The organism is Roseovarius sp. ZX-A-9, assembly GCF_028369135.1.
Classification (GTDB): domain Bacteria; phylum Pseudomonadota; class Alphaproteobacteria; order Rhodobacterales; family Rhodobacteraceae; genus Roseovarius.
Genome location: NZ_JAPWHW010000008.1, coordinates 193,243 through 207,262 on the forward strand (window position 1 = coordinate 193,243; position 14,020 = coordinate 207,262).

Genomic DNA, 14,020 nt, shown 5'->3' on the forward strand with positions numbered 1-14,020 from the left:
CACGCGATGTCACGCCCCCGCACAACTGGGTCCGGTATATCATTCGGAATGGCATGACTTGACGCGGCGCGCGGTGCGGACCAATCTCGCTCCGATACAATCGCGGGAGGGGCAGAATGAACGCGCATTTCAAGGAAACGACCCGGCTCCTGGATGAGCTGATCGCCTTTCCCACCATATCGGACCGAAGCAATCTGACGATGATCGACCATCTGGCCGAAAGGCTGGAGGATGCGGGTGCGCGTGTGCATGTCTTTCCCGACGAATCCGGGCAAAAGGCCAATCTCTTTGCTACCCTAGGGCCCGAGCGCGACGGCGGCATCGTGCTGTCGGGCCATTCCGACGTGGTGCCCGTCGCCGATCAGGAATGGTCCAGCGATCCCTTCGTGATGTACGAATCCGATGACCTGCTCTACGGGCGCGGCAGTTGCGACATGAAGGGCTTCATCGCCGCCGCCACGGCCATGGCGCCGCTCTTTGCCGAACGGGTCCGGGACCGGCCGCTGCATTTCAGCTTTACCTATGACGAGGAAACCGGCTGTTTCGGCGCGGGAGCGCTGGTCGAAAGCCTGCGCGCACTTGATCTGCGCCCCGGTGTCGCCCTGATCGGCGAGCCGACGATGATGCGCGTGATCGAAGGACACAAGGGCTGCAACGAATACACCACCCGTTTTCACGGGCTGGCCGGGCATGGCTCGGGCCCCGACAAGGGGGTGAACGCTGTCGAATACGCTGCACGTTTTGTCACCCGGCTGTTGGCACTCAAGGACCAGTTGCGCGCCCGTGCCCCCGCCGACAGCCGGTTCGATCCCCCCTGGACCACGATCAACACAGGCGCGCTCAATGGTGGCGTCGCCCATAACGTCATCCCCAGCCACGCCAGCGTCGATTGGGAAATGCGCCCCGTGCAACAAAGCGATGTGGCCTTCGTCAAGGACGACCTGCACCGCTTCTGCACCGAGACGCTGCTGCCTGAAATGCTTGCCGTGTGTCCCGAAGCCGACATCGCCACCGAAATTGTCGGCGAGGTCGCTGGCCTGCTGCCCAGCGATCCGAACGAGGCACGCCGGATCATGATGGAACTGACCGGCAGCAATGATGCCAGTACCGTGGCCTTTGGCACCGAGGCGGGGATTTTCCAGGCCTACGGCATGTCCGCCGTGGTGTGCGGTCCGGGCTCGATCAATCAGGCGCACAAGGCCGACGAATATGTCAGCCGCGATCAGTTGGCCCAATGCATCGCGATGCTGGAAGGCCTTTCACAGCGGCTGGGAAGCGAAGCCGCCTGAGCAGACGGGCGCGACGCGCCACCGCCCATGCTGCGGGACAAAACCATCCCGGTTGGCGGACCACTTTCGTGTGGCTATTCCAAACGCAAATCAGCTCAACGGTGACGGCTCAGGAATGCATCGATTTCCAATTGGGTTGGCGCTTCGCCCGCGAAAATCTCTGCATAGTGGCAACCCGCGATTGCGCGTTGCAAGCGGGGTTCGGACACTTGCATCGAATAGTATCCTGTCTGGGTCAGGATCACGGTCAGCGCTCGGTAATGGGCGGCGTCCCCGGTTTTTCCGAACCGCTCGAACAGTTGCTTGACGGCAGTCAATCGGTCGTCGTCAGATTGATCGACAATGGCTTGCAGCCGCGCATCGTTGCGTGCCCAATTGCGGATCGCAAGGTCAAGCGGGGCGTCAAAGAGTTCAGTATCTATCCAGCAATCGATTAAATTCAAAAGAGCGCCGCACAGGCTTTGCGCAGGCATCGCACAGCGTTCAAGAATTATGCCTGTATTCCGGGTCTGCCAGATGTCGATTATGGCATCGTGAAGCTCTGACAGGTCTTTGAAATGCCAGTAAAATCCGGTGCGCGTCAGATTGAGCGTCTTGGCCAACGGCATGACTTTGACCGCCTCAATCCCTTCGTTCACGAAAAGGGTATAGGCGGCGTCAATCCATGTCTCGCGGGTGGCGCGGTTCTTTGTGGCCAATGCCTTTTTCATGGCGCCAATCCTAAAGAACTTGACAGGTGTGTCAATTCTGGAAATGCTGACCTGACATCCATGTCAGGAATCAACGCGTAAGAGAGCCTCAATGTCCAACGATCCATTGCTTCAGCCTTTTCAGCTCAAACACCTCACATTGCGCAACCGGATCATGACGACGAGCCATGAGCCAGCCTACCCTGAGGATGGCATGCCCAAAGAGCGCTACGCGGCCTATCACGCCGAACGTGCCAAGGCGGGCGTCGCGCTTGCCATGACAGCGGGGTCTGCCGCCGTGAGCCGTGACAGCCCGCCAGTGTTCAACAACATCCTTGCCTACAAGGACGAGGTTGTGCCGTGGATCCAGAACCTGACAGATGCGGTGCATGAACATGGCTGCGCCGTCATGATCCAGCTGACCCACCTGGGGCGCCGCACCAACTGGAACAAGGGCGATTGGCTGCCTTCGGTGTCTTCCTCCAAGCACCGCGAACCTGCGCACCATGCTTTTCCGAAGCTGATCGAAGATTGGGACATTGACCGGATCATCAACGACTTTGCCGATGCCGCCGAGCGGATGCAATCGGGGGGCATGGACGGGATCGAATTGCAGGTCTACGGCCACTTGCTTGATCAGTTCTGGTCGCCGCTGACCAATGACCTGACAGGTCCTTATGGGGCCGATACGCTGGAAAACCGTATGCGCTTCCCACTGGATGTGATCGAGGCGATCCGCAAACGTGTTGGGGCGGAGTTTATCGTCGGGCTGCGCTACACTGCGGACGAGGCGCAAAAGGGTGGTATCACGCCTGAAGAGGGGCTGGAGATTTCAAAACGTCTTGCGGCGACAGGGCAGATTGATTTCCTGAACGTCATCAAAGGCCGCATCCACACCGACCCGGCCATGACTGACGTGATCCCCATCCAGGGGATGAAATCTGCCCCGCACCTCGATTTTGCGGGTGAAGTGCGCAAGGCGACGGGCATGCCAACATTTCACGCCGCCCGCATCCCTGATGTGGCGACCGCGCGCCATGCGGTGCAGGCAGGTCTGCTTGATATGGTCGGAATGACCCGCGCCCACATGGCGGACCCGCATATCGTGCGCAAGATCATCGAAGGGCGAGAGGAAGACATTCGCCCCTGCGTCGGCGCGACCTACTGCCTTGATCGTATTTATCAGGCGGGCGACGCGCTGTGCATCCACAACGCCGCCACCGGGCGCGAATTGACGATGCCGCATGATATTCCGGTGGCATCGAGCAGGAAAAAGGTCGTGATAATCGGCGCAGGCCCAGCCGGCCTTGAAGCTGCGCGCGTTGCGGCTGAGCGAGGCCATGACGTGACCGTGTTCGAGGCCGCCGCTGAACCGGGCGGACAAGTGCGGCTGACGTCGCAATCCCCTCGCCGTCGCGAGATGATCGGCATCATTGATTGGCGCATGGCGCAATGCGCTGCGCGTGATGTGACGTTCCATTTCAACACATGGGCCGAGGCAGAGGACGTGACCGCCCTGACCCCCGACGTGGTGATTATTGCCACCGGCGGTCTGCCCAATACGGAACTGTTTGAGCAGAACGGCGAACAGGCCCATGTCGTTACCTCGTGGGATATCATCTCGGGCGATGTGAAGCCCGCAGGCAAGGTTCTGATCTACGACGAAAGCGGCGACCACCCTGCCCTGCAGGCCGCTGAGGTTGCGGCGAATGCGGGCTCATCGGTCGAAATCATGACGCCGGACCGCACCTTTTCGCCTGACGTGATGGCGATGAACCTCGTGCCCTACATGCGCTCGCTTCAGGACAAGGATGTGACCTTTACCGTCACGCGCCGCCTGATGGGGGTCGCACGCAGTGGCAACACACTGACTGCGACGATTGGCACGGATTACAGCGACCACACCTACGAGGTCGAAGTGGATCAGGTCGTAGTGAACTACGGCACGCTGCCGCTGGATGAGCTGTATTTCGATCTCAAACCCCTCTCGTCCAATGCGGGCGAGGTCAACTATGACGCACTGATCGCAGGCAAGCCGCAAACCGCCACGCGCAACGCGAATGGCACGTTCCAACTGTTCCGCATTGGCGACGCAGTGTCGGCACGCAACACCCACGCGGCCATCTATGATGCCCTGCGACTGGTCAAGGACATCTAAACAGCATACCGATAATGGCCTTAAGATTGACGAAGTTCCGGGCGTGGAAGCCGACAGTTACGCACGGATAGCCGCGTTTATGGCAAGCAGTAATTGTTCGGCGATGAAGGCGATCTGATCGTCTGTCACGTTATAGGGCGGAGCCAACAGCACATGGTCTCCCACCTGCCCGTCCACCGTGCCGGAGCCGGGGTAAACCATGAGACCGCATGCGGCGGCTTCGGCCCAGATCTGCTGGGCCAGTTTGCGGGCCGGCTCGAAGGGCACGGCTGTCTCGCGCGATTGTACAAACTCCACCGCCCAGAGCAGGCCACGGCCTCGGATATCGCCGACATGGGCGTGTTGAGCCAGTTTTTCGTTCAACGCGGCTTGCAATGCCGCCCCCTGGCGAACGACATTTTCAGCCAGTCCATCCGCTTCGATCACATCTTGCACAGCCAGCGCGGCGGCGCAGCAGACGGGATGGGCCATATAGGTATGCCCGTGAACGAAACCGCCGGAACCTCGAGCGAAACTGTCATGCACCGCCTGTGAGCAGGCAACGGCACCAATGGGCAGATAGCCCCCGCCCAGCCCCTTGGCCAGAGTCACGATATCAGGTTTGATCTCCTCATCGGCGCAGGCAAGGAAAGGGCCGGTGCGATATACGCCGCACATCACCTCATCCATAATCAGCAAAACGCCGTAGCGGTCACATATCTTGCGGATGCGGGTGTAATAACCGGGCGCGGGGCTCACGGCGCCAGTGGTGGCCCCCACCACGGTTTCAGCCATGAAAGCGGCCACGTTTTCAGCCCCCAACCGCAGGATCTCCGCTTCCAGCGTCTCTGCTGCGCGGCGGCCATACGCCTCGGGCGTCTCGCCCGGTTGGGCGTAGCGAAAATAGAAGCAGGGGTCTATCTGCGTGCGTTCGGGCAGCATCGGGGCGTAAGGTGCACGCCGACCTTCATTGCCCGAGTGGGCCAGCGCGCCCAGCGTGTTGCCGTGATAGCTTTGTTTGCGCGAGATCACGATATGGCGGTGAGGCTGGCCTCGCTCCAGCTGACATTGTCGGGCCATCTTGACTGCGGTTTCCACCGCTTCAGAACCAGAGCCCACGAAATAGACCCGCTCCATGCCCAGCCCGGCCTTGATGCAGATCCGCTCTGCCAGACGCTCGGCCGGCTCGGTGGTGAAGGCGCCATTATGGGCATAATCCACCTTTGCCACCTGATCGGCCACGGCGGCGGAGACACGCGGGTCGCAATGGCCGATGCACGATACTGCCGCCCCGCCCGAGGCATCCAGATAACGCCGACCTTGGGCGTCGAAGAGATACGCGCCCTCGGCCCGCACGGCCACGGGTGGGATGGAATGGGCGCTGCGGTGGAAAACATGGCTCATGTCATGCGTCACGTTTGTTGAGGCTGGCATAAGTGCCGCTGTCATAGAGGGCCCGTTCGATTTGGCCGATCCGCGCGGTGGCTTCGGGGCCAAGCTCGGTCAGAACTGCTGCGATCAACGCCTCGACCAGCGCCTGTGCAGCGACGATGGACGGGAAGAAGGATGGACCATCCACCGGAAAAATCAAAGTTTCCGCTGCAAGCGGCGTCAGCGATGTCAATCGGCTGTCTGACAGGCAGATCAGCGTGGCGCCCCTTGTCTCGATAGCGCGGGCGATCTGATCAATCTCGTGCCCGTAGGGGTCGAAATTGATCGACAGCACCGCATCACTTGGCCTGAGCAGCGCCAAATCGACACCAAGTGCCGTGGCCTCGGCCCCCAGAAGCGTCACGTTGTTGCGCAACATCCGGCAAAGGTAGGCAAAAGACATGCCCGGTCCCCGGCAACTCATGAAAGCCGAGATGAACACGCGTTCGGCACGGACAAGGTGGGCGGCGGCGCGGGCGAACACCTCAGGCGGGTTGGCCCATTCCGTGTGATCAAGATTGGCGCGATAGGCTTTGAAACTTTCGGCCACCAACGCTTCGACCCCATCGCACGACAGCGCGCGGGTGGCCCGTTCAGTATAGGGGACAGGGGTCTGGCGCAGGTGGCTGACATGCAGCGCGCGCAAATCGGCCCAACCGTTGAAGCCCAGTGCTTGGCTGAAGCGCAAAAGCGTCGCAGGAGATACCCCTGCCCGCGCCGCCAGATCGCGCATGGAGATCAGCGGCACGTCATCGGGATGATCCACCACGTAGCGCGCCGCCAGCGCGACCTGCCGGGGCATATCCGGCACGCTCTCGACGATGCGGGCATGAAACTCTGCAAGGGTCATGGGCGCTGTATCCTGTCTTTCTGGCGCATGTCAGTTGTTCAGAACCAACCGCATGGGCGGAATATGGCGAAACGGAAGCCCGGTAATATCGGCCATCGCAGGCCCCGGCGTTTCGACCTGTGCGAAAGCATCAAAACTGCGCCCGAAAGAGGCGCGGATATGGTTCTTTGCCTTGGCCAGCAATAGCGGAATCTGCGTGGCCTCTATCCCGTGCAGGTGGAAATAGCCCGGATCATTGGGCGAATAGACGCGGCTGGTGAGGATGATGCGCATCGGCCCCACCCGGACCAGAGCGGTTGGCCCGAGGTCGATGGGGATACCATGCTCCATCGGGCCGGAATTGACGAACCGGCCATCGGTCAGCTTCTCCACCACACAGCTGACCTTGACCGGACCACCAAAGCGGGCATCCTGCCTGCCGCCAAGCTCCAGCGTCAGAGACGCGCCCGTGCCTGCCTGATGCACCGCCTTGACCGCCTCGGGATCGGCGATGAACGCAAAGACTGTACCCTCCGGCAGATCAGCGTTGAGCGCGGCCGCCAGCAACCCGGTGGTGTCTCCGTTGCCGCCCGACATCGGGTTGTCAGACGGCTCAAGGATCGCCCAGCGGCGACCATCATACCATGGGGCCTTCTGCAGCAGCGCCTCGGCCTCTGGCAGTTCGGGTCGGAAGCGGGGCGCGCGGGCACGCATCTCTGTCACCATCCGGCGTGCAGCCTGCTGCGCGGCTTCTGTGGCGGCGGGATCTTCGGGGGTCGTGGTGCTGAGCATCACACCGGAATTGGCCGCAATCACGTCCGCATAAGCAAAGCTTGCATAGGGGTAGATCGCCAAAGGCTGACCGGCGCGGCTCTGCTCAACCTCCATCTGCTGTGCAATATCCTCGATCTCGGTCATCGGGCCGGGCTCATCGGTACGCATATTGAAACTGGGCAGGATCAGATCACAGCACGCCAATACCACCCTCCCGCGCGCGTCCCGCGCGATCAGTTCGGCCAGCAAATCCAACGCGCGCATGGCCGCCTCCGGCATGTCCGTGTGCGGGTATTTGCGATAGACTGTAGCGCCATCCAGTGCCGCGCACATTTCAGCCGTAGGTATGCAATGCATGTCAAAGGACGCCGTGATCGGCATATCGGGAAAGCGCTCCCGCATTCGCCGCACAAGTGTGGTTTCGGGCGAGGCATCCTGCGTGCCGATGCACGAGCCATGCATCGAAAGATAAATCCCTTCCACATCGTCAAAGACGGGATCGTTCACAATCTCATCGGTCAGCCGATCCAGCAGATCCTGCTCGACCGGTCCACCGGGGGCCGAAGCCGCAAGCCGCGAGAATACCAGTTCCGCACCGGTCCTGTCCGCCCACTCAAACGCCCCGCCTGTTTCCACCGTGGTGCCGCGAAACTGCTGTGCCGCCTGCGTGCCATACGCATATTCACGACCCTCAAAATGGTCCAACCCGACAGTAGTGGCGGTAAAGGAATTGGCCTCATGCCAAAGCCGCGCAATCCCAATCTTCATATTGTTCTCCATCTATATTGCGCATGCCTCAAAGCGCGTCAGCCACGCTATCCAGACAGCCCGTCAGGATCGTGGCCAATTCGTCAATCTGCGCCTCGGTGATGATCAGGGGCGGCGAAAACACCAACCCTTCGCGCACGGCGCGGGTGGCAAGGCCGCGCTCGAAACATAGATTGCGCACCCGCGTGGCGACCGACCCGAGCGGATCGAACGGCGCGTGCGTCACTTTGTTCGAGGTCAGCTCCAGCGCCCACATGCCGCCGATACCGCGCACCTCTCCCACCAGCGAATGCGCGGCAAGCCGACCCAGCCGGTCGCCCATGCAGGGACCGACCGTGTCGCGTACATGCTCAATGATCCCCTCGCGCCCGATGATGTCGATATTTTCCAGCGCCACAGCGGCAGCGACGGGATGGCCTGAATAAGTGAAACCATGCGGCAACACCCCGGCCTGTTCGCGCAATGCACCCGCCACGCGCGCGCCCACGCCGACCGCAGAAATTGGCTGGTAACCGCTGCTCATCCCCTTGGCCATGCAGAGGATATCAGGGGCAATGTCGTAGGTTTCCGAGCCGAACCAATTGCCGGTCCGCCCGAAGCCACAGATCACTTCATCGACGATCAGCAGGATATCATATTTACGGCAGATTTCCTGCACGCGCTTCCAATAGCCGGGCGGCGGGATGATGACACCGCCCGCGCCCATCACCGGTTCGCCGATGAAGGCGGCCACGTTTTCAGTACCGAGCTCCATGATCTTCGCTTCCACCGCGTCGGCGGCCTCGGCTCCATAGGCGGGATCCGCGTTGTCGCGCCCTGCCTGCCAGGCATAGGGCGCAGCGGCATGAACGATGCCCGGAATCGGCAGCCCCGGCAGATTATGCATCGAAGGCAGCCCGCACAGGCTGGCCCCCGCAATGGTCGAACCGTGATAGGCATATTCCCGACTGATAATGATCTGGCGTTCCGGCTTGCCCTGCGCAGCCCAATAGCCGCGCACCAGCCGCAGCGCGGTGTCATTCGCTTCGGACCCGGAATTGGCATAAAAGAAATCGTCAATCCCCTCGGGCGTCAGAGCGGCCAGCCGCTCGGACAACTCGATAACAGGTTCGTGCGACGTCTTGAAAAAAGTGTTGTAAAAGGCCAGCCGGTCCATCTGACGATGCGCCACCTCGCCCAGTTCCTTGCGGCCATATCCGATATTGACGCACCATAGCCCACCCATGCCATCCAGCAGGCGTCGGCCCTCGGTGTCCCATAGGTACACACCTTCGCCGTGAGTGATGACGCGCGGCCCGCCCTCGGCGGCAAGGGCGCGGTGATCGGTGAACGGGTGCAGGTGATGCGCCAGATCGGCAACCTTCAGCGCCTCCCCGGAGCGGTTCTGCAATACGGCTTCCTTCATGAAATTCACTCCGTTGGTTGGGACCCGCGAAACTCACGCGCGCGCCCGTGTGACATCCATTTTGCACTCCAGCAGGTGGATGACCTGACTCATGGAAAAGGTCAGCGCCAGATAGATCATCGCGGCCATCGTGTAGATCTCGATCGGCATGTAGGTCTCGGAGGCAAGGGTTCGAGCGACCCCTGTGATATCCATCAGCGTCACCGTAGAGGCCAGCGAACTGGCCTTGACCATCAAGATCATCTCGTTGCCATAGGCTGGCAGCGCCTGACGGATCGTCTGAGGCCAGATGATACGGCGAAAGGCGGTTACGGCAGACATGCCGACGGCACGCGCAGCCTCAATCTGATTGTGCGGGACCGACAGGATGCCGCCTCGAAACACCTCGGCCGTATAGGCGCCGGTATTGAGCGCCAGCGCGATCAGCGTGCACCAGAACGGCTCGCGCAGGACAGGCCACAGGATGCTGTCGCGGACACCCTCAAACTGCGAAAGCCCGTAGTAGATCAAAAATATCTGCACCAACAAAGGCGTGCCGCGAAAGAAGAACACATAAGCGCCAGCAACCACCCGCAGCGGCACCAGTGGGCTAAGACGTGCCAGCGCTGTCGGTAGCGCGATCACAAAACCCACAAGCAGCGCCAGCGCCACCAACCCCAGCGTCAGCCATAGCCCGTCAATCAGATCTGGTAATGCCTCGATCATCACGTCAAAATTCATGAGACAACCCGCCCGGCAACACCGCGATTTGCGCGCTTTTCAAGGCCCTGCTGCACCAGCATAACAACGGCAGTCATTGCCAGATAGATCAGCGCGGCGAACAGGAAAAAGGTGAACGGTTCCTTGGTATAGCCGACGGCCATGTCGGTTTTGCGCATCAACTCCTCCAGACCGATCACCGAGACCAGCGCGGTCTCCTTCAGGATGATCAGGAAGGTGTTGCCCAGGCCCGGCAGGGCAAAGCGCCAAATCTGCGGCAAAAGGATCCGCCGAAAGGTCGTGGCGGGCGACATGCCGATGGCGCGCGCCGCCTCAAGCTGATTGTTTGGCACCGCGCGGATGGCGGCGCGAAATATCTCGGTCGCGTAGGCACCAAAGGTCAGCGACAGCGCCACCACTCCTGCGGCGAAGGCCGATATGTCGATATAGCTGTCATACCCCAGCCAGCCTGCGAATTGGTTCAGCAGGATCACCCCGCCGTAATAGATGAACAGGATTACCATCAACTCCGGGATGCCCCGGATTAGCGCTGTATAGATGCCCGCCAGCACCCGCAGCAGCCGAAACCGAGACAGCTTCATCGTGGCCCCGAGCAGTCCGAAGACGAGACCGAAGACCAGCGACACAAGCGCAAGCTGAATGGTCATCAGCGTACCCTGAAAGAGAAGATGGCCAAAGCCTTCGAGATCAAACACCAGCGGTTCCTGCCAGTCAGATGCGCCGCGCCCCTATAGGAGGCACGGCGCAAGGGGCATCATTCGGCGCTGATCGAGAACGGGAAATACTTCGCGTTGATCTCAGCGTAAGTACCGTTCTGCTGAATCGTGTCTAGGGCGCCATTCAATCGGTCGAGCAATTCGGTATTGCCCTTTTCCACGGCGATTCCAGCACCCGAACCGATATACTCCACATCCTTCACAGGATCTCCCTTGAATTCGAAAGCATCGCCACCTTCCTTCTCAAGCCAGTTATACATTAGCACTTGCTGCGCCACGACACCGTCCAAACGTCCTGCTTGCAGATCGAGATTGTGGTTCTCAACCGTGTCATAGGTTTTCAGCGTCGCACCGGGGAATTTCTTCTCCACCAGCGTGGCATAGGTGGTGGCACGCTGCACGCCAATGGTCTTTCCGTCCAACCCTTCCGGTGTATAGGTGATGTCGCTACCCTTAGGAGCGATCAGGGCAGCCCCGGCGGCATAATAGGGGTCGGTGAAATCCACCGCCTTCTTGCGCTTCTCGGTGATCGACATAGAGGCAACGATGGCGTCATACTTGCCCGCTTTCAGCCCCGGAATGATGCCGTCCCACGCCTGCGTGACGATCTCACAATCGGCTTTCATCTCAGCGCAGAGCGCCTTGGCAATCTCCACGTCAAAGCCCTGCACCTCACCGCTTTCATCGACGAAGTTGAACGGGGGATAAGCGCCCTCAGTGGCGATGCGCAGCGTATCGGCAGCAGCGCTATGGGCCAGAAATGCGGCAAGCGCGGCGGCAAGAATATGTTTGGGTATCATGGAATGGTTCTCCTGTCGGTTGGTTTTTTACTTGTCTTGGTTGGTTTTGGCAGCCGTCAGATCCCCGAAAGGAACTGGCGACAGCGGTCGGATCTGGTATGTTCAAAGACCTCTTCAGGCGTGCCCTCCTCCTCCACCAGACCCTGGTGGAAATACATCACCTTTGAAGACACGTTGCGCGCAAACTGCATTTCATGCGTCACCACGATCATCGTGCGCCCCTCATCAGCCAGAAGCTGCATGACTCGCAGCACCTCACCCACCAGCTCGGGGTCTAGCGCAGAGGTTGGCTCGTCAAACAAGAGCGCCTGTGGCTCCATCGCCAGTGCGCGGGCAATAGCGGCGCGCTGTTGCTGACCGCCCGACATATGCGCCGGGTAGGCATCGCGCTTTTCCGACAGGCCTACCTTCTCGAGCAGCGCCTCGCCTCGGTCCCGCGCCTCGGCGCGACCAAGGCCCAGAACGCGCTGTGGGCCTTCGGTGATATTTTCCAGAACAGTCAGATGGCTCCACAACGCGAAATCCTGGAACACCATTCCCAGTTCAGAGCGGATGCGCTGCAACTGGCGCCTGTCAACCGGCTCAAGCCCATTCCTGCCCTGTCGGGTCTTGATTTCCTCGCCTGCCACGCGGATCAATCCAGCCGAGGGCGTTTCCAACATGTTGATACAACGCAAGAATGTCGATTTTCCCGACCCCGACGCACCGATGATCGACACCACATCACCCCGGTCTGCGGTCAGGTCGATTCCGCGCAAGACCTTGACCTGGCCGAAACTCTTTTCAAGCCCTTCAATTTCCAGCGCCGGAGCAGATGTGGTGACAGCCATAAGTGTTAAGGGGCTTTCATTGTTGCAAATCGCACCATGAAACAAACGCGTTCTTTATCCGCTTTATAAAACATTCATTTTACCCGCCCCTGTCAAGGTTCTTTTCTACCTGTATTTTTTACCCCGGCCCTAAAACCGTCGTTTCGGCGGCACGAGAGCTTGAGCGACGCTATGCGTTCGACAGCCAAAGGTGGAACAGCGTGTTACAATGCTGCGGGCTGGCCACCTTTTTTTGCGCATTAGCAGGCTGCTGCAAAAGTCAACCTTAAAGGACGCTGTTCTTGCTGGCACAGCTTGAAGATGACTATTTGCAGCTGTGCGGACGCCGGGTCTGGCTTGGCACCTTCGTCAGCCGGCAAGGAGTTCAGGCGGTCAACGCAGTAAAGATCGTTGTATCCGCCATAGGCGCCAGCCTGCAGCACGCCTTGCCATCCAGCCAGATGCTGATTGGGATTGGTTGCCACGCGATCCCGGGAGAAGTGGAAGATCGCCGCCGGTGACGCGCCACCATTCCAGATGGAATGCCAGATGGCTGGATTCCATCTGGAAAACTCCTCCCGATCGGTGAAAGAACCTCTCAGGTAGCCAAGTGCCGCGCGACAAACAAGGTGAGAATCCGGCGTCAATCAGGATGAGAACGCGGGGGTGGGGTCTCGCAGGGAGGGCGTAGCCCGACTGGAGAGGCCCCACCCCCGCGTTGCGCCCCAAATGGGCGGGTCTGACGGTCGTGGCCGGCTCGGATAGGGAATGATTTTCTGCGTAAGGAGATCGTTCATGCCGGGCCGTCATGTCACTGATCAACAGATGAGGCTTTTCATGACGCTCAGACAGACCCATTCCACTCCCGTGGCCGCGGCGAAGGCCGGTATCAGCCAAGCGACCGGTTATCGACTGCAGGCCGACCCGACGTTGCCATCGCAGAAGAAGACCCCGCGCAGCCGACGTCGACCGGATCCGCTTGCGGATATTTTCGACACGGAGGTCGTACCGCTGTTGCATTCCTCACCGGGGATCCGGCCCGTGGCGGTTTACGAGGAACTTATGCGACGGCACCCCGATCTGGGCACTGGCATCCGGCGCACGCTGGAGCGGCGGATGCGCGCCTGGAAGGCCGAGCATGGCCCTGAACAGGAGGTGATCTTCCGGCAGACCCACACGCCGGGCAAGATGGGCCTGTCGGATTTCACCGCCATGGGCAAACTGGGCGTGACCGTGGCCGGTGAGCCGTTGGATCATCGGCTGTATCATTTCCGGTTGGCCTATTCCGGCTTCGAGCACGTCCATGTCGTGCTGGGCGGCGAAAGCTATGTAGCGCTGGCCGAAGGGCTTCAGAATGCTCTCTGGACGCTCGGTGGCGTGCCGCGGGAACACAGAACCGACAGCCTGTCGGCGGCTTTCAAGAATCTGGAAAAATCCTCCCGGGCGGACCTCACCGACCGCGTCGATGCCCTGTGCCGTCATTACGGCATGACGCCGACGCGCAACAACAAGGGCGTTGCACACGAGAACGGCTCCATTGAGAGCCCCAATGGTCATCTGAAGCGCGCCATCGAGGACGCGCTGGTCTGCTTCGAGGCCACCGGCGGGCAGGAGTGGCGGCTTTGGGTCTCGTTGGACGATGCCGGCATCGCG

General features: G+C 60.5%; 12 protein-coding genes and 1 pseudogene. 3 read left to right on the plus strand and 10 right to left on the minus strand.

From position 1 onward, the window contains the following. The first annotated feature begins 116 nt into the window (after positions 1–116). On the plus strand, positions 117–1,289 hold the full coding sequence (gene argE / locus O3306_RS10215) for an acetylornithine deacetylase (RefSeq protein ID WP_272006556.1): 1,173 nt from the start codon (positions 117–119) through the stop codon (positions 1,287–1,289). Between the two features lie 95 nt (positions 1,290–1,384). On the opposite strand, the gene O3306_RS10220 is transcribed toward argE, so the two are convergent. Then, the gene (locus O3306_RS10220) at positions 1,385–1,999 is read right to left on the minus strand and encodes a TetR/AcrR family transcriptional regulator (RefSeq protein WP_272006559.1); all 615 of its coding nucleotides are present in this window, start codon (positions 1,997–1,999) and stop codon (positions 1,385–1,387) included. Between the two features lie 91 nt (positions 2,000–2,090). Here O3306_RS10220 and O3306_RS10225 point away from each other — a divergent pair, with 91 nt between their 5' ends. After that, positions 2,091–4,136 carry an NADH:flavin oxidoreductase gene (locus tag O3306_RS10225; protein ID WP_272006561.1) on the plus strand — a complete coding sequence of 682 codons (2,046 nt, stop codon included), beginning with the start codon at positions 2,091–2,093 and terminating at the stop codon, positions 4,134–4,136. A gap of 57 nt (positions 4,137–4,193) precedes the next feature. Here O3306_RS10225 and O3306_RS10230 read toward each other — a convergent pair whose 3' ends face one another. From O3306_RS10230 to O3306_RS10270, 9 genes and pseudogenes are all read right to left on the minus strand, one after another. Continuing rightward, positions 4,194–5,519, minus strand: coding sequence for an aspartate aminotransferase family protein (locus O3306_RS10230; RefSeq protein WP_272006564.1), 1,326 nt, complete (start codon positions 5,517–5,519; stop codon positions 4,194–4,196). A gap of 1 nt (position 5,520) precedes the next feature. Beyond that, positions 5,521–6,396: a MurR/RpiR family transcriptional regulator gene (locus O3306_RS10235; RefSeq protein ID WP_272006566.1), complete on the minus strand. Its 876-nt coding sequence runs from the start codon at positions 6,394–6,396 to the stop codon at positions 5,521–5,523. 30 nt (positions 6,397–6,426) lie between these two features. Then, positions 6,427–7,917 (minus strand): M81 family metallopeptidase, encoded by a 1,491-nt coding sequence (locus tag O3306_RS10240; protein ID WP_272006568.1) that lies wholly within the window; start codon positions 7,915–7,917, stop codon positions 6,427–6,429. 28 nt (positions 7,918–7,945) lie between these two features. Then, positions 7,946–9,322 (minus strand): aminotransferase, encoded by a 1,377-nt coding sequence (locus O3306_RS10245; RefSeq protein WP_272006569.1) that lies wholly within the window; start codon positions 9,320–9,322, stop codon positions 7,946–7,948. A gap of 33 nt (positions 9,323–9,355) precedes the next feature. Next, complete coding sequence (locus O3306_RS10250; RefSeq protein ID WP_272006570.1) at positions 9,356–10,042, minus strand: ABC transporter permease; 687 nt, start codon at positions 10,040–10,042, stop codon at positions 9,356–9,358. After that, on the minus strand, positions 10,039–10,737 hold the full coding sequence (locus O3306_RS10255) for an ABC transporter permease (RefSeq protein ID WP_272006572.1): 699 nt from the start codon (positions 10,735–10,737) through the stop codon (positions 10,039–10,041). Before O3306_RS10255 ends, O3306_RS10250 begins: the two co-directional genes overlap by 4 nt. 59 nt (positions 10,738–10,796) lie before the next feature. Continuing rightward, entirely contained in the window at positions 10,797–11,558 is a 762-nt protein-coding gene (locus O3306_RS10260) for an ABC transporter substrate-binding protein (protein WP_272006575.1), read from the minus strand. A gap of 56 nt (positions 11,559–11,614) precedes the next feature. Beyond that, positions 11,615–12,388: an ABC transporter ATP-binding protein gene (locus tag O3306_RS10265; protein ID WP_272006579.1), complete on the minus strand. Its 774-nt coding sequence runs from the start codon at positions 12,386–12,388 to the stop codon at positions 11,615–11,617. Positions 12,389–12,744: 356 nt separating this feature from the next. Continuing rightward, positions 12,745–12,897 (minus strand): annotated as a pseudogene (locus O3306_RS10270) (IS66 family transposase); the annotation flags it as partial. A gap of 265 nt (positions 12,898–13,162) precedes the next feature. Here O3306_RS10270 and istA point away from each other — a divergent pair. After that, positions 13,163–14,020 (plus strand): IS21 family transposase (istA, locus tag O3306_RS10275; RefSeq protein WP_442969990.1); only part of this gene is annotated, 858 nt, incomplete at its 3' end.

Coding starts and splice junctions, on each gene's coding strand:
- O3306_RS10250 (WP_272006570.1), bottom strand. CDS start 10,042: ATGAATTTTGACGTGATGATCGAGGCATTACCAGATCTGATTGACGGG.
- O3306_RS10220 (WP_272006559.1), bottom strand. CDS start 1,999: ATGAAAAAGGCATTGGCCACAAAGAACCGCGCCACCCGCGAGACATGG.
- O3306_RS10235 (WP_272006566.1), bottom strand. CDS start 6,396: ATGACCCTTGCAGAGTTTCATGCCCGCATCGTCGAGAGCGTGCCGGAT.
- O3306_RS10230 (WP_272006564.1), bottom strand. CDS start 5,519: ATGAGCCATGTTTTCCACCGCAGCGCCCATTCCATCCCACCCGTGGCC.
- O3306_RS10245 (WP_272006569.1), bottom strand. CDS start 9,322: ATGAAGGAAGCCGTATTGCAGAACCGCTCCGGGGAGGCGCTGAAGGTT.
- O3306_RS10260 (WP_272006575.1), bottom strand. CDS start 11,558: ATGATACCCAAACATATTCTTGCCGCCGCGCTTGCCGCATTTCTGGCC.
- O3306_RS10265 (WP_272006579.1), bottom strand. CDS start 12,388: ATGGCTGTCACCACATCTGCTCCGGCGCTGGAAATTGAAGGGCTTGAA.
- O3306_RS10225 (WP_272006561.1), top strand. CDS start 2,091: ATGTCCAACGATCCATTGCTTCAGCCTTTTCAGCTCAAACACCTCACA.
- O3306_RS10240 (WP_272006568.1), bottom strand. CDS start 7,917: ATGAAGATTGGGATTGCGCGGCTTTGGCATGAGGCCAATTCCTTTACC.
- argE (WP_272006556.1), top strand. CDS start 117: ATGAACGCGCATTTCAAGGAAACGACCCGGCTCCTGGATGAGCTGATC.